At 56.3% G+C, this 19,437-nt stretch carries 16 protein-coding genes; 8 read left to right on the top strand and 8 right to left on the bottom strand.

Annotated features, from left to right (window positions below; genetic code table 11):
* Positions 1-101: 101 nt before the first annotated feature.
* From ACYVHC_RS05120 to ACYVHC_RS05100, 5 genes are all read left to right on the top strand, one after another.
* On the top strand, positions 102-431 hold the full coding sequence (locus ACYVHC_RS05120) for a hypothetical protein (RefSeq protein ID WP_460612587.1): 330 nt from the start codon (positions 102-104) through the stop codon (positions 429-431).
* 92 nt (positions 432-523) lie between these two features.
* Positions 524-892 (top strand): hypothetical protein, encoded by a 369-nt coding sequence (locus ACYVHC_RS05115; protein ID WP_460612586.1) that lies wholly within the window; start codon positions 524-526, stop codon positions 890-892.
* Positions 893-982: 90 nt separating this feature from the next.
* The gene (gene carB, locus ACYVHC_RS05110) at positions 983-4,213 is read left to right on the top strand and encodes a carbamoyl-phosphate synthase large subunit family protein (protein ID WP_460612585.1); all 3,231 of its coding nucleotides are present in this window, start codon (positions 983-985) and stop codon (positions 4,211-4,213) included.
* Positions 4,214-4,747: 534 nt separating this feature from the next.
* Positions 4,748-5,692 (top strand): Rossmann-fold NAD(P)-binding domain-containing protein, encoded by a 945-nt coding sequence (locus tag ACYVHC_RS05105; protein ID WP_460612584.1) that lies wholly within the window; start codon positions 4,748-4,750, stop codon positions 5,690-5,692.
* A gap of 160 nt (positions 5,693-5,852) precedes the next feature.
* Positions 5,853-6,170, top strand: coding sequence for a hypothetical protein (locus ACYVHC_RS05100; RefSeq protein ID WP_460612583.1), 318 nt, complete (start codon positions 5,853-5,855; stop codon positions 6,168-6,170).
* 92 nt (positions 6,171-6,262) lie between these two features.
* On the opposite strand, the gene dinB is transcribed toward ACYVHC_RS05100, so the two are convergent.
* The 3 genes from dinB to ACYVHC_RS05085 form a co-directional block, all read right to left on the bottom strand.
* Positions 6,263-7,342: a DNA polymerase IV gene (gene dinB / locus ACYVHC_RS05095; RefSeq protein WP_460612582.1), complete on the bottom strand. Its 1,080-nt coding sequence runs from the start codon at positions 7,340-7,342 to the stop codon at positions 6,263-6,265.
* A gap of 210 nt (positions 7,343-7,552) precedes the next feature.
* Positions 7,553-9,199 carry a carboxylesterase/lipase family protein gene (locus tag ACYVHC_RS05090; RefSeq protein WP_460612581.1) on the bottom strand — a complete coding sequence of 549 codons (1,647 nt, stop codon included), beginning with the start codon at positions 9,197-9,199 and terminating at the stop codon, positions 7,553-7,555.
* Positions 9,200-9,328: 129 nt separating this feature from the next.
* Positions 9,329-10,261, bottom strand: a complete 933-nt coding sequence (locus ACYVHC_RS05085; RefSeq protein WP_460612580.1) for a DMT family transporter — start codon at positions 10,259-10,261, stop codon at positions 9,329-9,331.
* Positions 10,262-10,503: 242 nt separating this feature from the next.
* Here ACYVHC_RS05085 and ACYVHC_RS05080 point away from each other — a divergent pair, with 242 nt between their 5' ends.
* From ACYVHC_RS05080 to ACYVHC_RS05070, 3 genes are all read left to right on the top strand, one after another.
* A complete protein-coding gene (locus ACYVHC_RS05080; RefSeq protein WP_460613132.1) occupies positions 10,504-11,751 on the top strand; it encodes a replication-associated recombination protein A in 1,248 nt (415 codons plus the stop codon).
* 262 nt (positions 11,752-12,013) lie between these two features.
* Complete coding sequence (sppA, locus tag ACYVHC_RS05075; RefSeq protein ID WP_460612579.1) at positions 12,014-13,771, top strand: signal peptide peptidase SppA; 1,758 nt, start codon at positions 12,014-12,016, stop codon at positions 13,769-13,771.
* A gap of 92 nt (positions 13,772-13,863) precedes the next feature.
* Positions 13,864-14,682: a purine-nucleoside phosphorylase gene (locus tag ACYVHC_RS05070; RefSeq protein ID WP_460612578.1), complete on the top strand. Its 819-nt coding sequence runs from the start codon at positions 13,864-13,866 to the stop codon at positions 14,680-14,682.
* Between the two features lie 86 nt (positions 14,683-14,768).
* Here ACYVHC_RS05070 and ACYVHC_RS05065 read toward each other — a convergent pair whose 3' ends face one another.
* The 5 genes from ACYVHC_RS05065 to trxA form a co-directional block, all read right to left on the bottom strand.
* Positions 14,769-15,218 (bottom strand): hypothetical protein, encoded by a 450-nt coding sequence (locus tag ACYVHC_RS05065; protein ID WP_460612577.1) that lies wholly within the window; start codon positions 15,216-15,218, stop codon positions 14,769-14,771.
* Positions 15,219-15,273: 55 nt separating this feature from the next.
* The gene (locus ACYVHC_RS05060) at positions 15,274-15,705 is read right to left on the bottom strand and encodes a lipocalin family protein (protein WP_460612576.1); all 432 of its coding nucleotides are present in this window, start codon (positions 15,703-15,705) and stop codon (positions 15,274-15,276) included.
* Between the two features lie 88 nt (positions 15,706-15,793).
* Positions 15,794-16,636 (bottom strand): DUF4249 domain-containing protein, encoded by an 843-nt coding sequence (locus ACYVHC_RS05055; protein WP_460612575.1) that lies wholly within the window; start codon positions 16,634-16,636, stop codon positions 15,794-15,796.
* 13 nt (positions 16,637-16,649) lie between these two features.
* Positions 16,650-18,995, bottom strand: a complete 2,346-nt coding sequence (locus ACYVHC_RS05050) for a TonB-dependent receptor (protein WP_460612574.1) — start codon at positions 18,993-18,995, stop codon at positions 16,650-16,652.
* Between the two features lie 89 nt (positions 18,996-19,084).
* Positions 19,085-19,393: a thioredoxin family protein gene (gene trxA, locus ACYVHC_RS05045; protein ID WP_460612573.1), complete on the bottom strand. Its 309-nt coding sequence runs from the start codon at positions 19,391-19,393 to the stop codon at positions 19,085-19,087.
* Positions 19,394-19,437 lie beyond the last annotated feature (44 nt).

Here is a 19,437-nt window from a genome sequence, read left to right as displayed (position 1 = left end):
CCGTCATGCTGAGCTTGCCGAAGCATCTCTACCGCTTCATCTGCCTAAATCAAAGCCGTAAGCTAACGTAAAGTCTGAATCTAACCACTTTAGAATAGACTATGGACGCGAGAAATATATTCATTTCTAGTCAGCACCGACTAAATGATTTAGATTGGTCGGATTTGATTCATGTCGGTTTGAATCATGAAAAAGCAAATGAATATAAAGCTGAAATGGTGGCTGACTATGCTCATAAGTTATTCGACGGACCAGAAGTATATGTAGTCACTGACCGCCATAATTCTCATGTGTCAAGCTTAGATGAAGCGCTGAGGAATGTAAGTACCCTTTTGAAAACGACCGATGTACTACTGTGCGATACATCGTTTACAAAGGCTATGAGTTTTGATATGATTGGCGTTATGTCTTGTGGGCAAAAACGCAATTGATCTGAGCAAAGCAGAATTGGTAAAGATGCTTCGACCTTACTCAGTAGAATGTTGTCTTTTTCTAACTAATTGCCTACCAACGCACCACTCTCATGCAAGAAAAAGGTAGAGGCTTTCCGAACTGGGGGTATGTGCTGCTGGGCGCTTTGGCTTTCGCTGGGTTCTATTTCGTCAAGAACATGGGCCAGCGGACGGTTTTGAAAGCTGTACTGGGCGGGCCAGGGGACTTAATAAGCAAGTCCATGAGTTCGGCCCGCGTTTCTCCCAGAATAACCAACAGAACAGGAAGAATAACGGCCAAGAACTTCAAGATGGAGAAGCTCGGCGCTAAAAAGGATTCTCTCTCCTTCCGCTTCTACTTGGATGGGGAGCGGGCCGACGCCACTATCAGGCTCTGGATGGCCAAACGCCCATCCGGCGACTGGGAAATAATTAAAAGCGACACCCTCTTTACCGAATAGAACATCTGCCTTGCTACGCGCAAGTAGCTTGCTGCAGGCGTTGCACGACTGCCTTTTAACATGACCGCACCAGCGGCCCCAACCCTTAGAATGGAAAAACCCAACAAAGTTCTCATCCTCGGTTCCGGCGCCCTCAAAATTGGCGAAGCCGGTGAGTTCGATTACTCCGGTTCTCAGGCCCTCAAGGCGCTGAAAGAGGAAGGCATCCGCACCATCCTCATCAACCCCAACATTGCCACCGTGCAGACGTCGGACAACATTGCCGACGACGTGTACTTCCTGCCCGTGACGCCCTACTTCGTGGAGGAGGTCATTAAGAAGGAGAAACCCGATGGCATTCTGGTAGCGTTTGGCGGCCAAACGGCCCTGAACTGCGCTGTGGCGTTGTTCCGTGGTGGTGTGTTTGAGAAGTACAACGTGAAGGTGCTGGGCACGCCCGTGCAGAGCATCATTGATACCGAGGACCGGGACATTTTCAAGGAAAAGCTCGACCAGATTGGGGTGCTTTCGGCCCGCAGCGTGGCCGTTACGAACATGGAGGATGCGCTGGCCGCGGCTGAGAAAATCGGTTTCCCGATCATCGTGCGGGCAGCGTTTGCGCTGGGTGGCCTAGGCAGCGGTTTCGCCAATAACATGGACGAGCTGCGGGCCCTAGCCCAGAAATCCTTCACCACCTCCGATCAGATTCTGGTGGAGGAGTCGTTGAAGGGTTGGAAGGAAGTGGAGTACGAAGTGGTGCGCGACCAGTATGATAACTGCATCACGGTCTGCAACATGGAGAACTTCGACCCCATCGGTATTCACACCGGGGAGAGCATCGTGGTGGCCCCATCGCAGACCTTAAGCAACCGCGAGTACCACAAGCTGCGCAGCATCGGCATCAAGACCATCCGCCACCTCGGCATTGTGGGAGAGTGCAACATTCAGTACGCCCTCGACCCCGTGTCGGAGGACTACCGCGTGATTGAGGTGAATGCCCGTTTGTCGCGCTCTTCGGCACTGGCCTCTAAGGCCACGGGCTACCCGCTGGCGTTTGTAGCGGCCAAGCTGAGCCTAGGCTACTCGTTATCGGAGTTGAAAAACAGCGTGACCCAGACAACATCGGCCTTTTTTGAGCCGGCCCTAGACTACGTGGTGGTAAAGCTGCCGCGCTGGGATTTGGCCAAGTTCGAGGGTGTGAACCGGCAGATTGGCTCGGCCATGAAGAGCGTGGGTGAGGTAATGGCCATCGGCAAATCCTTCGAGGAAGCCATTCAGAAGGGTCTGCGTATGCTGGATACCGGCAAGCGAGGTTTCGTGGCCAACAAGCCTGAGCAGGTGGATAACAAGACCATCGATCTGCTACTGAGCGAGCCGAACGAGGAACGCATCTTTGCTATCAACCTGGCGTTTGAGGCCGGATACACCCTAGACCAGGTGCACGATCTGACCAAGATTGACCACTGGTTCCTGCAGCGTCTGTTAACCATTTTCGAGTTGGGCAAAAAGCTGACAGAGAAGCGCGGCAGTGGCCTAGGCGCCCTGGAAACAGGCCTATTGCGCGACGTAAAGAAAGCTGGTTTCTCGGACCAGCAAATTGCCGTGAAGCTACTCGGGGAAGGCGACGTGAAAGCCGACGAGCTGCTGGTGCGTGCCCGCCGCAAGGCTCTGGGCGTATTGCCCGTCATCAAGCAGATTGACACACTGGCGGCTGAATTCCCGGCCAAAACCAACTACCTCTACAGCACCTACCACGGTACCGAAAACGACCTGGCCCAGGAAACTGACAAGTCTATTGTGGTGCTGGGCTCGGGCGTGTACCGCATCGGTAGCTCCGTGGAGTTCGACTGGTGCGGCGTAAATGCCGTGCAGACGGCTGCTGAAGAAGGTTACAAAACCATCATCATCAACTACAACCCCGAAACCGTTTCCACAGACTACGACGTTTCGGACCGACTGTATTTCGAGGAGCTGAGCTTCGAGCGGGTGATGGACATCTTGGAGTTCGAGCAGCCCCAAGGCGTAATCCTGAGCACGGGCGGCCAGATTCCGAACAACCTCGCTACCCGCCTAGCCGATGCTAAAGCGCCCATCCTGGGCACCGCACCTGCCCGCATTGATGAGGCTGAGAACCGCCATAAGTTCAGCAGCATCATGGACGAGCTGGGTATTGCCCAGCCCCGTTGGAAGGAGTTGACTTCTCTGGACGCCATGTTTGAGTTCGTGGGAGAGGTAGGCTACCCCGTGCTGATTCGTCCGAGCTACGTGCTGTCGGGGGCGGCTATGAACGTGGTTTCCAACGCCTTTGAGATGGAGGCGTTCTTACGGGCCGCTACCGAGGTAAGCGCCGAATACCCGGTGGTGGTGTCGGAGTTTATGCAGGAGGCCAAGGAAATTGAGCTGGACGCGGTGGCGGATAAGGGCGAAATTGTGAGCTACGCCATTTCCGAGCACGTGGAGTTTGCCGGCGTGCACTCCGGCGACGCCACTATGTACTACCCGCCCCAGCGCGTGTACGTGGGAACGGTGCGCAAGCTCAAAATCATTGCCGAGAAGATTGCCAAGCGCTTCCAGATTAGTGGGCCGTTCAACATCCAGTTCCTGGAGAAAAACCGCGAAATCCGGGTGATTGAGTGCAATATCCGCGCCTCCCGATCCTTTCCGTTCGTATCCAAGGTTTCAGGCAACAACCTGATCAAAAAGGCTACCCAGGTGCTGCTGGGCAAGGACGTAACGCGCGACGAGAGCGAGCGGGTATACGACCTGCCCTTTGTGGGCGTGAAGGCCCCGCAGTTCTCCTTCACCCGCCTGCCCGGCGCCGACCCAGTGCTGCGCGTGGACATGGTGAGCACCGGCGAAGTGGGCTGCCTGGGCGACACCGCCGAGGAAGCCCTGCTGAAGTCGATGCTGAGCGTGGGCTACAAGATTCCGCAGAAAACGGTGCTGATTTCCGGCGGCCCCATCAAGTCAAAAGTCACGCTGCTCTCGGCCGTGGAACTGCTCGTGAAGAAGGGCTACACCATCTATGCTACCCAGGGCACGCACCGCTTCTTCGCCGAAAACAGCGTGCCGTCGAGCCTGCTCTTCTGGCCCGATGAACACCAGGAGCCCAATGTGCTGACCTACCTGAAGGAGAAGAAAATTGACCTGGTCATTAACATTCCCAAGAACCTCTCGAAGGGCGAGTTGGACAACGACTACAAAATCCGCCGCACCGCCATCGACTTCGGGGTTGGTTTGCTGACGAATGCCCGCCTAGCCAAAGCCTTCATCCAAGCCTTTTGCACGCTGGAAATGAAGGACCTGAAGATCAAGAGCTGGAACGAGTATAAGGCGATGTAAACGTTGGAACGAGGAAATAAGACCGTCATACTGAGTCTGTCTCAGCGTGACGGTCTTTCTACTTTCTTATGCAATGGAATGGATAGTTAAAAAGACCAAAGCCGCGCAAGGCCAGAGCTATGTGTTTAAGACCTCAGAGCTACAGCAGGTCCTAGCTGATGCAGGTATACATTGTGCCATTCAGCTTACTTACCATTCATCTCATCAACCTCAGAGTATGACTCTGTTGGACTGTCATTATTGGTTACCCAATGCCAGAGTTCCGTACGAGCGTTTTTACATCTCTACTACCAGTGTTGCTTTCGAAAACAGAAAGTTGGTAAGCGAACTGTTGAGGATTCGGGTGTTTCCTGCACTAGTTAAATGGATGCAAGAGATAGTAAATCAACCTGAAAATTCAACATTCATTCGCCATGACATGGTGTTTAGGGCCTCGCTAGTTCACGACCAGCTGTCGATTACGCTTTTCTGAATCATTTGCTCGAAGTTCATAATAGATCTGCTACTTCAGGCATTTCACGCACCTCCCCAAGTATGAAAAACTTCACCTCCTTCGCCGATGCGGGCGACTATAAAGCGCTGTTGCAGCAAGCCTTAGAAATCAAGGCGAATCCGTTTGGCTACCAGCACATCGGGCGTAACAAAACCGTTGGGCTGATTTTCTTCAACCCCAGTTTGCGCACTCGGCTTAGCTCGGTGAAGGCGGCTTACAACCTGGGGGCGCAAGCTTGGGTGCTCAACGCTGGCGCCGACTCCTGGACCCTGGAAATGGCCGATGGCGCGGTGATGAACGGCGGCACGCAGGAACATATCAAGGAGGCTATTGCCGTGATGAGCCAGTACTGCGACGTACTGGGCGTGCGCACCTTCCCCACGCTCAAGGACCGCGAGGCCGATTACAGCGAGGAAGTCTTCAACAAGATTCTGAAGTACGCTACCGTGCCCGTGGTAAGCCTGGAAAGCGCCACTCTGCATCCGCTGCAGTCGTTTGCCGACTTGATTACGGTAGCAGAGCACAAGCAGAAGGAGCGCGTGAAAGTGGTGCTGACCTGGGCCCCGCACGTACGAGCCCTGCCACAGTGCGTACCCAACTCGTTCTGTGACTGGTTTTCGGAAGTAGACTGGGTAGACTTCGTGATAACCCACCCAGAGGGCTACGAACTGGACCCCAAATTCACGAAAGGCGCCCGCATCGAGTACGACCAAAAGAAGGCCCTGGAAGGCGCCGACTTCGTGCAGGCAAAGAACTGGAGCAGCTACCTCGACTACGGCCAGGTTATCAGCAACGACCCATCGTGGATGCTGACGCCTGAGCACATGGCCGGCACCCACGATGCTAAGTTCCTGCACTGCTTGCCCGTGCGCCGCAACGTGGAAGTATCGGATGCCATTCTGGATTTGCCGAATTCTCTGGTGATTCAGGAGGCGGGTAACCGGGTATTTTCCATGCAAACCGTGCTGCACGAGCTGCTGAAGTAGGTTTGGGGTGGGTTAGGGTCCGGACGGTTTGATGAGAAGAAGGAGGTAGTAGAAAATATTTTTGGGCAACAACACAACAACATCAGCAAAGGCTTCGTTGAAGGCTAGTCAAAAGGCAGCCGTGTGGTTGTCTGATTAGTTCACCCTGAAACCAACTGCTATGAAAAAGCTTCTTGCTCTAGCCGCTGTATTAGTTGCCGGTGTTTCTGCCGCTAACGCGCAGACCAACTCCAGCACTACCACCACGACCACGACGCAGCCAGCCCAGACTACAACGACGACTCAGCCAACCACTGAGCCGATGCAGGGTACTATCAACCAGACAACTACGGCGCCTGCTAGCACTACCACTACGGTAGAAACGCAGTCGAGCACCACCAGCGGTAGCATTGCGCCAACGGACACCAAGGCCACTGAGGCCGACGTGAAAGTGAAAAACAAGAAGAAAAAGTCTAAAATGAAGTCTGATCCTCAGTAGAGGATAGCTTCCTTTAGCATACGAAAAGCCCGAAGCGAAATTCGCTTCGGGCTTTTTTGTGTTTGAGTTTTGCGAGTTGCGAAACAGGTTGGCTACAAAAGCAGGGCTAGTTGCTTGCCAACAGCTTCCTCTGGAGTTTCTAGGCTGGACAGCGAAATGCCCAGCAGGCGGATGCCTTTGTCAACTGGCAAAAGGAGGGTAAGCAGCTCGCGGCTGATTTGCTCAAAGGCATCCTGGGTGCCGATGGGTCCGAAAAGCGTGCGGCTGCGCGTGATTTGCTGAAAGTCGGCGTACTTAACCTTTAGCGTGAGGGTGCGGCCCCGCAGTCCCGTGCGTTGGCAGTGGCTCCACACTGATTCCAGGCAAGGTTGCAGGCCAGCTACTAGCTCCTCGGGCGTACGCAAGTCTTGCTCAAAGGTGGTTTCGGAGCCGATAGATTTGCGCAGGCGGTCGGGTACGACAGGGCGGTGGTCTTGGGCGCGGGAAATGAGGTAGTAATGCGAGCCAGCCTTGCCAAAGTGCTGACGTAGGAACGTCTCGGTCTGCTGACGTAAATCGAGGCCCGAGAAGATGCCCAGTGCGTTGAGCCGGGCGGCTGTGGCGGGGCCAATGCCGTGAAACTCGCCAACCGCTAGCTTCTCTACAAAGGCCAACCCTTGGTGGGGCCGAATAACAAACTGGCCGTTGGGCTTGCGGTAATCAGAAGCCAGCTTGGCCAGAAACTTATTGTAGGAAATACCTGCCGACGCAGTAAGCTGCGTTTGTTGGAAAATAGCGGCTCTGATTTCGGCGGCTACTTGGGTAGCTAAGGCTATGCCTTTGAGGTTCTCCGTAACGTCGAGGTAGGCTTCATCGAGGGAGAGCGGCTCAATAAGCGGCGTGTACTCTGCGAAGATGGCCCGAATTTGCCGTGAAACCTCCTTATATACCTCAAAGCGGGGTTTTTCAAACACTAGCTCCGGGCATTTGCGCAGCGCCACCGCCGAGGACATGGCCGAGCGCACCCCAAACTTGCGGGCCTCATAGCTCGCGGCCGCTACCACGCCACGTTGCCGCGAGCCGCCCACGGCCACAGGCTTGCCGCGCAACATGGGGTTATCGCGCTGCTCCACCGAGGCATAGAACGCATCCATGTCGAGGTGAATGATTTTACGGGTTTCGGCGGCGTCCACTAGGTTGGGTTTAGGCTCAAACCGGGGGTAGGGAGTTGTTTGGCTTGGCCTTTAGCAAAGGTCTGAGTTGCTCGTGAGAGAGGAAAGAATATAGGAAAGCCAGTGTATAAGGCAAGCCTACTACTAGGTACCTAGCGGAGCCCAACCGACACCAAAAAAAGGAGCCCAGCTTACGCCAAGCTCCTTTGAAAAGGCACTGCACAAGCTCCGCTATTTGCCGACTTGCTTGTCTAGAAAGAGGTAGCGGGCGCGGTCGGTTTCAGGTTCGGGGCGGGTCCGCACGTCAATGCGGAGGAGTTGACTATTCTTGCCGGCGGTGGTCACGGGCCATACCGGAATGCCTTTGCTGTTCGGGTTGCCGGTTTTAATGAAGTTGGCAAAATAGGTTTGCATCGTCTCGGATACCTTGTAGTCATCGGGAGTCCAGGCATACACGTGGTTGGTGCCTAAGTTGCCCAGGGCATATTCAATTTCTGCTGAGTGCACAGCGCCGGTAGCAAGCGGAGCCCTAGGAGCTGAATCGGGCTGTTTTACTACGCCGCCCGCTAGGCCCGGCGTTGCGTTGCCCATTTCGGGCACCATGGCCGGGCGGGGGCGAGCATATACATAGCGGTACACCGGCTGGCCGCTTGTCTGGCTGTGGGCATCGGCCCATTTCCAGGTGCTGTACACAATAAACCGGTCGCTGGCCAACTCATTAGCCGAGTGGCGGGCCTGCTCTGGGGTATCGGCCGGGTAGTACTTCAGTACTTCCTCGGCCTGCTCGCCGTAAAGCCGTTGCACCGCCTGGCGAAAGGTGTCCGGCGTTGGTTGCTCTTGGCCCAGAATATAGGGATAGTTCATTTCCAGCGAGTTCCAGCCTACGAGCAAGGGCACGCGGGCCTGTTGGCCGGCCATGAAAATAGCTGTGGGCTTCTGGGGGAAGAAGTAGCCATCGAGGGTAGCAGCGAAGCGGGGCGTGCCGGGTTTGCCGGTGGCCTCTAGCAGCTGTTGGGCTGGTAGCGCCCGGAGCGCGGCCAATGACGAAGCCCCTAAACTGGTAGCGAAAGCAACACCGGCCTGTTCGCCCTCCGCCAGCGGAACCGGCCCGAAACCGGTATTCAGCATCGAGCCGCTTTCGCCAATGGCCCGGGCAAACAGCGCTTTGGACAGAGGTGATGCCATCTGGGCGCTCACAGACATAGAGCCCGCCGATTCGCCGGCAATGGTTACTTTACTTGGGTCGCCGCCAAAAGCAGCAATATTTTCTTGTACCCAGCGCAGCGCCGCGGTCTGGTCGAGGAAGCCATAATTGCCAGATGCTTTGTTCGGCGATTCCTGCGTTAGCTCGGGGTGAGCCAAGAACCCAAATACGCCCAGGCGGTAGTTTACCGTAACGGCTACCATGCCACGGCGGGCCATGCTTTCGCCATCGTAGCGCGGCTCGGAGCCGTCGCCGGCCACAAAGCCCCCCCCGTAGAAGTACACCAGCACTGGCAGCTTCTCCTTGTCTGATTTGGCCGGCGTCCAAACGTTCAGGTACAGGCAATCTTCACTGACGCCGTTGGAGCGGAAGTTCATGTCGCCAAACAAAGGCAACTGCATGGCGCGGGGCCCAAAGGCTTTGGCTTGCCGCACGCCCGTCCAGCTTAGGGGTGATTGGGGGGCTTTCCAGCGCAATGCACCCACGGGCGCCGCCGCAAAGGGCACCCCTTTGAACGTGCGGATGCCGCTAGCAGTAGTGACGCCCTCCAGTATGCCGTTTGCGGTTTTCGCTTGGGTAGCAACAGGGCTGGCCACTGCAGATTTTGAGGTTTGAGCCCACGCGGCCGGGGCTGACGGAGCCGTAAGGAGTGCAAGAAGGAGAAGTGCTTTCATAGCAGGAAATAGGGTAGTAGCTACAAGGTAGCAGATTCCGACTTTTCTACGGGCAACGGGTGCGGCTTCCACTTTTCCGAGTTTACCCAGCTAGTAGCCGCATCCGGGTAAGCCGAAAGCAGCAGAAAGTCAGTCCTGTACTGGCTCCAGAGGCACCGCTGCGGGTGCCGGCTGCTTTGCTCTGCGACTTACCAAAAACACTCCGCCAAAAATCAGTAGGGCTTGCAGAGCTTTGGTGAGGGTAAGGGAATCTTTACCGAGCGCCACGGCAATGCCAACAGCCAGGGCGGGCTGTAAGTAAATGTAGGCGCCCAGCAGGGAAGGAGAGGCGTACTTCAGGGCCCAATTATTGAGCAGATACGCCAGTATGGTCAGGCAGATAACCATGTAGGCAATGGCTGCCCAAATGCTGGCCGGAAAACTCGCGTAATCGGGCGCCTGAATTTGCTGCCAACCCGCAGGCACTGCCAGAAAAGCGCCCACCAAAAAAATGCGAGCCAGCACCGTAAACGCATGATACTTGCGCATCAAGGGCATCACGAGCACCAGGTATATGCCAAAAGCTGTGGCATTGAGCAGGATGTACACGTTGCCCAGCAGGCCGTCTTGCCCGCCTGCCGCTACCGGGCCCCGACTCAGAATAATACTAGCTGCCCCCACACCCGCAAGTCCAATACCCAGGAGCCGGGGCAGGGTCAGCCGCTCGCCCAACAATGCCGCCGAGGCCAGCACCGTAACTACTGGTGCAATCGTCTGGATAAGCGAGGCATTGATAGGAGAGGTAAGGTTAAGGCCCGAAAAGAACAGCAGCTGGTTGAGCCCAATGCCCAGTACCCCGCAAGCAATGGCGCGCAGCTGGTCGGGGCGGCCCGTAATGCGGTCTTGGGGTGCTACCAAGCGGCTCAGAATGCCAAAGAAGAGTGCAGCCCCCACAATACGCAGCAGCACCAGCCCAAACGGGCCCATATAGCGCGGCATCACATCTTTCGAGATGCTGTAGTTAGCCGCGTAAATGAGCGCCACCACAAAAAGCGCCGCGTGTACCTTCGCTGAGTTTTTCATTGCAAACGAAGGTAGGGCTGAATTGCAGGAAGGCAGCGCAAATCCCCTGTCTGACGTAGTTAACTTTGTTTGCTGCGTAAGTGAGCGGTCCGCCGGTGTGTATACGACGTCACCTGTTCAGCTTGCGTTCTTTCCATCCGCGCTTCCTTCCTATGGCCACTGGCTCCCTTTTCGATTCTGACCCCGCTCCCCAAGGCCCAACGCCCTACACGCCTAGGCCCGGCGCGCCGCTAGCCGAGCGCATGCGCCCCCGCACTCTCGATGAGTACGCCGGACAGCAGCACCTGATTGGGCCCGACGGGGTGTTGCGCCGCTACCTGCAAGCCGGCCGGCTACCTTCCCTGATTTTGTGGGGACCGCCCGGCGTAGGCAAAACCACCTTAGCCAATTTACTAGCCCAGGAATTGGGCAAACCCTTTGCCTCACTGAGCGCTGTGAATGCCGGCGTGAAAGATGTGCGCGAAGTAATTGAGCGCGCCAAAAAGCAGCGCGGCACAGTGCTGTTTATTGATGAAATTCACCGCTTCAGCAAAAGCCAGCAAGACGCCCTGCTAGGGGCCGTGGAGCAAGGAATCGTGACGCTGATTGGTGCCACCACCGAGAACCCGTCGTTTGAGGTGATTCCGGCCGTGCTGAGCCGGGCGCAGGTATATGTGCTGGAATCACTAGGCAAGCAGGTGCTCACAACCCTCGTGGATAACGCCCTGGCCCAAGATGAGATTCTGAAGCAGAAAAAGGTACGTGTGCAGGACTACAACGCCCTGCTTACCATTTCGGGTGGCGATGCGCGCAAGCTGCTGAACTTGCTGGAAATTGTGGTAGAGGCCGGCCGCCCCGACCCCAAAACCGGTGAAATCATTATCACCGATGAAGGCGTGCAGCAGCTAGCCCAACAGCACCTAGCACGCTACGACAAAGGCGGCGAAATGCACTACGATGTTATTTCGGCCTTCATTAAAAGCATTCGAGGCTCTGACCCCAACGCGGCGCTGTACTATTTGGCCGTGATGCTGGAAGGTGGCGAAGACGTGAAATTCATTGCCCGCCGACTGCTGATTCTGGCCAGTGAAGACGTAGGCCTGGCCAACCCCAACGCCCTGATTCTGGCCCAAAGCTGCTTTCAGGCGGTTACCGTTATCGGCATGCCGGAATCGGATATTATTCTGGGCCAAACGGTGGTATACCTGGCTTCGTCGCCAAAAAGTAACGCCAGCTACAAGGCTATTCGGGAGGCGCGGGCGCTGGTGCGGCAGCAAGGGGTGCAGTCGGTGCCCATTCCGTTGCGCAACGCCCCCACCAAGCTCATGGAAGAACTCGGCTACGGCAGCAAATACATGTACTCCCACGACTACGAAGGCAATTTCGCCTACCAGGAGTTTATGCCCGAACCGCTCAGCGGCACCGTGTTCTACCACCCCGGCCATAATCCCGCCGAAGCCAAAGCCCAGGAGCGCCTGCGCCAGTTGTGGGGCGAGAAGTACGGCTACTAGGTAGGTATAAGCTAGTAAACCCATCCGAAGAACGTATCCTGCTTGATCTGGCGTCCGCGCAGTCGAAGCAGCTCGCGTGCTGATGATGTGATGCTTGCTGTTGCGACATCACCGGGCACTTCAGGCAGTTTCTCGCTCCATAAAACAGGCGCGCTAGGGGCGTTCAGGCGCCAAACCGGCCCGTTGGTTGAATACCCAAAACCGGGGATTAAAAGCCGATACTTTTGTTACAGGAAGTAACCTGACTATTCATTTTCCGCTGATGAGACAGTTTTTTAAATACGTGCTGGCCACCATTACCGGCGTTATCATCCTGGGCCTGCTAGGTATGATTTTGCTGGTAGGCATTCTGGTGAGCGTAGCATCGTCTGACAAAGAAGTAACCGTAGCCAGCAACTCTGTGCTGGAATTGACCCTTGACAAACCTATTGGCGAGCGGGATTTCAACAACCCACTGTCGGCTTTCATGGGTGGGCAAAGCAGCACCATTGGGCTGGATGAGCTGAAAGATGCCATTCGGCGGGCCAAAGACGATGACGACATCAAGGGCATTTTCCTGAACCTAGAGCTGGTGCAAGGTGGCATGGCTTCGATGGAGGAAATCCGCAACGAGCTGGTGGCTTTCAAGAAGTCGGGCAAGTTTGTGGTGAGCTACACCGATGCGCAGTCGGAGAAAAGCTACTATCTGGCTTCCGTAGCCGACAAGATTTACCTGAACCCACAGGGCACACTGGAGTTCAACGGCCTCAGCTCCGAGACCATGTACTACAAAAACCTGTTCGACAAGCTAGGCGTGCAGGCCCAGATTTTCCGCGTTGGTTCGTTTAAGAGCGCCGTGGAGCCGTATTTCCGCACTAACATGTCGGATTCGGCCCGTATGCAAACCGCGTCGTTCCTGAACTCGATGAACAACTCGATGCTGGCCGAAGTAGCCGCCGCCCGCAAAATTGCGCCGGCTCGCCTCAAGGTTATCAGCGACTCGATGCTGGTGCACAACGCCGATGACGCTAAACGGTTGGGCCTGGTAACGGACCTAGGCTACTACGACCAAGCCACCGATTACATGAAAGGCAAGCTGGGCGTGGAGAAAGACAAGAAGCTGAGCCTGATTGACTACTCGGACTATAAAAAGACCAAGGACGAGGAAGGCAGCACCAGCGGCAACCGCATTGCGGTGATTTACGCCGAAGGCGACATCGTGACGGGCAAAGGCAGCAACGAAAGCATTGGCAGCACCAACTTTGCCGAGGCCATTCGCAAAGCCCGCCTCGACAAGAAAGTAAAAGCAGTGGTGTTGCGCATCAACTCGCCCGGTGGCTCGTCATTAGCTTCTGATATCATCTACCGCGAGGTAATGCTGACCAAGAAATCGAAACCGGTGATTGCCAGCATGTCGGATGTGGCGGCCAGTGGCGGCTACTTTATCGCCATGGGCTGCGACACCATTGTGGCGCACCCTACCACTATCACGGGCAGCATTGGGGTATTTGGTGTACTCCCGAACATTGAGCCCTTCCTGCGCGAGAAAATCGGCATCACCACGGACCGCGTTACCACCGGCAAGTTCTCCGATTTCCCGACCATCACGCGCGCCCTGACTCCCTTCGAGCAAAGCCAATTCCAGGCTGAAATCAACCGCATCTACGCCGATTTTACTACTAAAGCTGCCGCAGGTCGCAAAATGCCCGTGGAGCGGTTGCGCCGCCTGGCTTCGGGCCGCGTGTGGTCAGGCACGGAAGCCAAGGCGCGTGGCCTCGTGGATGTGCTCGGCTCGATGGATGATGCTCTGCGCATTGCCGCTCGCCGGGCTAACCTGAAGGAAGGTGACTACCGCATTCAGAAGCTGCCCCGTCAGAAATCATTCGCCGAAAACCTGTTCAGCTCTTTCTCCGAAGAAGCGCGTTTGCGGATGGTGAAAGACGAAATGGGCCCCATGTACCCCATGTACCTGCAATACAAAAAGCTCTCAGAAATGAAGGGCGTACAGGCTCGGATGCCGTTTGAGGTAAACGTGCAGTAGTCGTAATCGGCTTACTTTGTCAGCCTGAACCTAGCGCAGCTTTCTGTGTTAGGTTCAGGCTGATTTGTTTTCTACCCTAGCCTTCGCTTTTCATGCACCAACTTCACGAAGCCGCCGCCTATCTCCGCCAAACGTTGCAAGATTTTCAGCCCGAAGCCGGCATTATCCTCGGCACGGGGCTCGGGGCCTTGGCCAAGGAAATAGAGGTAGCGCACCGCTTTTCTTACGCCGATATTCCGCACTTCCCTGTCTCGACGGTGGAAAGCCACGCCGGAGAGCTGCTGGCGGGTACGCTGGCGGGTAAGCGGGTGCTGGTGATGCACGGCCGGTTTCACTACTACGAGGGCTATACCATGGACCAGGTAGTGTTTCCGGTGCGCGTGATGAAGCTGCTGGGCATTCGGCGCCTGTTCGTGAGCAATGCCAGCGGCGGTCTCAACCCCGATTACGACTACTCTGACCTAATGCTGCTCGAGGACCACATCAACCTGCAGCCTACCAACCCGCTTATTGGTAAAAACCTCGATGAGCTGGGCGCGCGCTTCCCCGATATGATGGAGCCCTACGACCTGCAGCTGCTGCAAGTGGCGGAACAGGCGGCTTTGGAACTCGGGCTAGGCCAGTATCTGCGCCGTGGGGTATACGCCTCCCTACCCGGTCCCATGCTCGAAACCCCCGCCGAGTACCGCTACCTGCGCACCATTGGGGCCGATGCCGTGGGCATGAGCACAGTGCCAGAAGTTATTGCTGCCGTGCATATGGGCCTACCAGTGCTGGCCATATCCGTCATTACGGACTTATGCGCGCCGGGCAAGCTGAAGAAGGTAGATATTGCCGACATCTTGCGCACGGCCGCCGTAGCAGAGCCGCGACTGACCGCGTTGCTCCGCCGGGTGCTGGAGAAGCTGTAAACGACGAGAACTTACTAGGCACAGCAAAGGCCGCAACCCCGGTTGCGGCCTTTGCTGTGCCTAGGGAAATCAAATAAGCCAGCAGCTTATTTGGTTGATTTAAAGGAGTAGTACTCCGTTTGGTTGTTTTTGTCTTGGCGGTAATACGCAAGCATCACGGTTCCGGCAGTGGCCATCATGAATTCCTGGGTGCTGCCTTTGTGGTCGGTGAGGTGTAGGGTGCGGTTGTCGGTGCCCATCAGCATCCAGGTGCCCTCGTAATCGGTGCCATCGCTCAGCATCGTTTGGGTGTAGGTACCATCGGCGCGGAACTGCATCGAGAACCGGTCCTTGATAGCATCCTCGCGGGCGAATTGGTCGCCTACCTTATGCTCATACAGCCACCACGTAGATACCTGACTCAGGGCGGCCGCTTTTATGGGCTCGGGGGGCGGTGGGGTGCAGCCACATTTGGGCTCTGAAAACACCTCACAGCTGCTCAGGCCAAACCCGGCCGAAAGCAGCAACATCACTAGCAGAGAAGAAATACGGATCATAGAAGTAGTGCTAAAGGGCCGGGATATTTCGAGAAGATAGACTAGGATTTGCGGCTTACAGCAGGCTAGTAAAACGCAGCTCCTCCGTTTCGGCTTTGCTGTTCACGCGGGCATAGCGCAGCACTTGGTTCGAGACGGCACCCACCACGTACTGCTGCAGGTCGCCTTTGTTGTCAGTCAGTTTGAGCGTAACCACGGTGCCTTCCTCCAGCTTCCAGGTGCCGGCATACGTGGTGTTATCCGCCAGCATCGTTTGCACATACGTGCCATCAGTACGAAACTGAATCGTGTACCGGTCTTTAATATTGGTGCCGCTGGCCGATAATTGGTTATCAATGTACACTTCATCGAGCTGCCATTTCTGCACGAGCTGGGCAGCCGTAACGGAGCTGGTAGGAGCTGGCGTTTCAGTGTCTTTCTGGCAACTGCTCAGGGCTGTTACCAGCATCAATAGAAAAACGGATACCAGAGAATGAAAGCAATACATACGTCTAATAGAAAAAATAGAAGGTGGGTAGATGCCTGTTAGAGTAGCAGAAGCAGGCCGGTGGTTGCACGCCTCGGTGTTACTTTTTCTACCGAACTATTATCTGTTTGCGGTCATAACTTAGCACTGTAAAAACGCCCACGCCGCCTTGCACCGTGCTCTTGATGGATGAGGGCTGCGAAAACGGATTGCCATTGGCGTTGCGCGCATCATCTACCGATTGCCGGAACAGGTAATACGGCTGATCCAGGTGGTAGAGCGTAACCAGCAGCGTATCGTTGGGGTCGAAGCGGTAGCTGCTGCCCAGCGTAAAGCGGGTGCCATCGTTCAGGCGGTCTTCCACATCATAGTCCAGCTCCGGCTCATCCGAAATACTGTCGCGGTGAATTTGCAGCCGATAGTAATTGCCCACACCCACCGGGTCTTGGAAGCTGGTGAGTACGTACGCCTCGCGCTGCTCCGGCGGTAGCTCGTTGAACTTAAACTCGAGCGAGTCGATGGGGACGAGGGCGGGCATGGTGGCCGTGCCCGTTACCCGGCGCCCCTTGGTGTCCGTTACCTCCAGCCGGAAGGTGTCGCCGGGGCGGGCTACAAGGGGCTGACTGCCGAGGTGGGTGTAGGCCTTGCTAGTACGGGGATTCAGGCCCGGCCCAAACCGCAGGGTTTCCGTGGTGCCATTGGCTAGCGTGAGCTGCACGGTTACATCGGTGGGCACCACCGGATTAGGATCCGAGAGGTACGGTACGGTTTCCGTCACGGTCATCTGCGGTACCTCGCCATTCTCTAGGTAGCATTCTACTACCAACTGCGCGGGCAGGGCTGGCAGCGCCACATCAATATCCTGCTCTAAGTCGCAGCCGGTAAGACCCGCCAGGGCGAGCAAGCAGGAGAGGCAACGCGTTACTAGGCTGTTTTTTACGTGAAGTGTCATGGAAGCGGCAGGCCTAGAATTTAAAGTTGTACGTCACGGCCGGAATAACCGGGAACAGGGAAACCTGCCGGGCGCGGTAGCTGGTCACCGGTCCATCTTCGCCATCCCGCACCTGGTCAAAGTACACGAAGTAGGGGTTGCGCCGGTTGTATGCGTTGTAGGCACTAAACGTCAGATCGGACTCCGGAAACCAGCGGTTCGGCTTTAATTTCCACACCACACCCAGGTCGAGGCGGTTGTAGGGGGCCAGCCGGAAGGTGTTGCGGTCGGGGTAAATGGGCACTGCCGAGGGGTCGTCGCCGTACACATCCTGCACTGCAAAGCGGCCGGCGGGCAGGGTAGTGGCGTTGCCGGAAGTGTACACAAAGGAGCCCGTCAGGTTAAGGCGCTCGTTGAGTTGGTGCAGCACTACCACCGTCAGGTTATGGCGCCGGTCGTAAGTAGGGTAGAAGGTGCGGCCTTCGTTAATGCCGCTGGTGCCGCGCTGGGGCGGAAACCGGCGTTTGCTCCAGGAAAGCGTGTAGCCAATCCAGCCGGTGGTGCGGCCGGTTTTCTTTTCCAGATACAGCTCCGTACCATAGGCCCAGCCCTTGCCAAACAGGAACTCTGAGTCCAGATCAGGATTGACAAACAACTGAGCGCCATCCTTAAAATCGACCTGGTTTTGGGCCCACTTATAGTACAGCTCGTTGCTGAGCAGGTATTTGCCGTCGCCGAGCAAGAAGCTTACGCCCGTGGCTACCTGTTGCGAGCGTTGCGGCTTCACGGAAAGGCGCGACGGATACCAGATATCGGTGGGAAGCGTGGCGCCGGAGTTGGTAACCAGATGCACATACTGGTACATCATGGCGTAGCTGACTTTAAGCGAGGTTTTGGGCGTGAGCGAGTACCTGGCCGCGCCCCGGGGCTCTAGGCTGCCGTACGCATTAGACCCGCTCTGGAAACCCGTGAGGCGCAAGCCATACTCCAGCTGCCATTTGTCGGAGGGTCGGAAGTTGTCGGAAGCATACACGGCGCCTTCCAGCCCGTTGTAAGCTACATCGGAACCGATATTCAGGCGGCCGTCGCCGGAGCCTGCCTGCAGCCGGCCTACCCCAAACCGGTGCCTCGTGCCCTGTACCCCAAACTTCAAGGTGTGTTGCTCATTGGGCGTGTAGTCCAGGTCGGAGCGTAGGGAATAGTCGCGGATGGTGGAGCCGAGGTTGAAGCTGAACTGGTCCAGCTTGTTGGTCACATCATACTGATAATTCGTGACGGAGGCTGTGGTGTTGAGGTAGAGGCGCTTGTTGAATACGTGGTTCCAGCGCGCCGCTGCTAGGGTGTTGCCCCAGGTAAAGCTGAAATTGAAGCCGCCCTGCGAGGCAAAGCCAAAGGCGTCGCGGCCGTAGTACCCACTCAGAAACACTTGGTCTTTGGGGCCGAGGGTGTAGTTGGCTTTGGCGTTGAAATCGTAGAAGTAGTAATCCGGAATCGGGTTGTAGTCGGGGTTGTCTTTTTGGAAGTTGTTGATCTGACGCGTAAAGACATCGAAATAGGTGCGCCTACCCGACAAAATGAAAGAGCCCTTTTTCTTGGCTAAGGGTCCTTCCAGCGTAAGCCGCGACGAAATCAGGCCGATGCCGCCGCTCACGCCCAGCTTTTCGCGGTTGCCCTCACGCAACTTCACATCTATCACCGAGGAAAGCCGCCCGCCATATTGCGCCGGAAAGCCACCCTTGTATAAGTCCACAGACTGCACCGCATCGGGGTTAAAAACCGAGAAGAGCCCAAACAAGTGACTGGGGTTGTATACCAGCGCATCATCCAGGAGCACCAGGTTCTGGTCGGAGGAACCGCCCCGCACAAATAGGCCGGAGGTGCCCTCGCCGCCGTTCTGCACACCCGGCTTCAGCTGCAGCGTTTTCAGAATATCCACTTCCCCAAATAGGGCCGGTAACAATTTGGCCTCGCGGGCCGTGAGGCGTTCCACGCTCATCTGGGGCGTTTGGAGCTTCTGCTCCAGGTTGCCGTAGCCCTCTACCACCACCTCACCCAACTGGTTACCGGCTTCCGCCAGCTGCCACGAAAGCCTCTGATTGCGGTTCACGTTTAGCTCGCGGGTCTGGGTGTCGTAGCCAATAAACGAGACCACCACCTGGTGGCGGCCCTCCGGCAGCGTGAGAGAATAAGCGCCAGTTTCATCGGCGGTGGTGCCTAGCCCGAGCACCGGTACTGCCACCGAGGCGCCGGGCAACGGCTCGGTGGTGTTGGCTGCGCGCACTACTCCCGAGATAGTATATCGGAGCTGGGCCTGAACCTGTACTGAAAATACTACCCGGATGCCGAGTAGGATACTTAAAATCGTAAGCCGTAGCGCCATTCCAACCAACCGTGTGCGTGAAGCCCAAAAGTAAGGGCATGCTTAGGAAACGCCTTTACCCGGTGGTTAGTTTAGAGCTACTCGCCACGCTAGCCCATCACGCCCTGCAAGGCCTGGCTGATTTGGGTAGCAGGCACCACGCCCGCCTGCCGCCATACGGGCTGGCCCTTATGAAATAAGATCAGGGTAGGAATGCTTTGCACCCGAAACTGCTGCGCTGCTGCCTGGTTCCGGTCTACGTCAATCTTAATGACTTTGAGCTTGCCTTGGTGCTGAGCAGCTACTTGCTCCAGAATAGGGGCCATCGTTTTGCAGGGGCCGCACCAGTCGGCATAAAAATCAACGAGCACTGGCATGCCCGGACTGTTGATAAGCTCTGAAAATGACTTCTTAGGCATGGCGCAGCTGGGTAACAAGTGAAGTATACGGGATGAAATATACT

This window comes from Hymenobacter seoulensis, from assembly GCF_054780535.1.
Note: the sequence above shows the minus strand (reverse complement) of the source record. Positions and strands in the feature narration are given on the sequence as shown.

Bases quoted from the DNA above. Each gene is read 5' to 3' on its own strand.
- ACYVHC_RS05120 (WP_460612587.1), top strand. From the start codon at position 102: ATGGACGCGAGAAATATATTCATTTCTAGTCAGCACCGACTAAATGAT.
- ACYVHC_RS05115 (WP_460612586.1), top strand. From the start codon at position 524: ATGCAAGAAAAAGGTAGAGGCTTTCCGAACTGGGGGTATGTGCTGCTG.
- carB (WP_460612585.1), top strand. From the start codon at position 983: ATGGAAAAACCCAACAAAGTTCTCATCCTCGGTTCCGGCGCCCTCAAA.
- ACYVHC_RS05105 (WP_460612584.1), top strand. From the start codon at position 4,748: ATGAAAAACTTCACCTCCTTCGCCGATGCGGGCGACTATAAAGCGCTG.
- ACYVHC_RS05100 (WP_460612583.1), top strand. From the start codon at position 5,853: ATGAAAAAGCTTCTTGCTCTAGCCGCTGTATTAGTTGCCGGTGTTTCT.
- ACYVHC_RS05090 (WP_460612581.1), bottom strand. From the start codon at position 9,199: ATGAAAGCACTTCTCCTTCTTGCACTCCTTACGGCTCCGTCAGCCCCG.
- ACYVHC_RS05085 (WP_460612580.1), bottom strand. From the start codon at position 10,261: ATGAAAAACTCAGCGAAGGTACACGCGGCGCTTTTTGTGGTGGCGCTC.
- ACYVHC_RS05080 (WP_460613132.1), top strand. From the start codon at position 10,504: ATGCGCCCCCGCACTCTCGATGAGTACGCCGGACAGCAGCACCTGATT.
- sppA (WP_460612579.1), top strand. From the start codon at position 12,014: ATGAGACAGTTTTTTAAATACGTGCTGGCCACCATTACCGGCGTTATC.
- ACYVHC_RS05070 (WP_460612578.1), top strand. From the start codon at position 13,864: ATGCACCAACTTCACGAAGCCGCCGCCTATCTCCGCCAAACGTTGCAA.
- ACYVHC_RS05065 (WP_460612577.1), bottom strand. From the start codon at position 15,218: ATGATCCGTATTTCTTCTCTGCTAGTGATGTTGCTGCTTTCGGCCGGG.
- ACYVHC_RS05060 (WP_460612576.1), bottom strand. From the start codon at position 15,705: ATGTATTGCTTTCATTCTCTGGTATCCGTTTTTCTATTGATGCTGGTA.
- ACYVHC_RS05055 (WP_460612575.1), bottom strand. From the start codon at position 16,636: ATGACACTTCACGTAAAAAACAGCCTAGTAACGCGTTGCCTCTCCTGC.
- ACYVHC_RS05050 (WP_460612574.1), bottom strand. From the start codon at position 18,995: ATGGCGCTACGGCTTACGATTTTAAGTATCCTACTCGGCATCCGGGTA.
- trxA (WP_460612573.1), bottom strand. From the start codon at position 19,393: ATGCCTAAGAAGTCATTTTCAGAGCTTATCAACAGTCCGGGCATGCCA.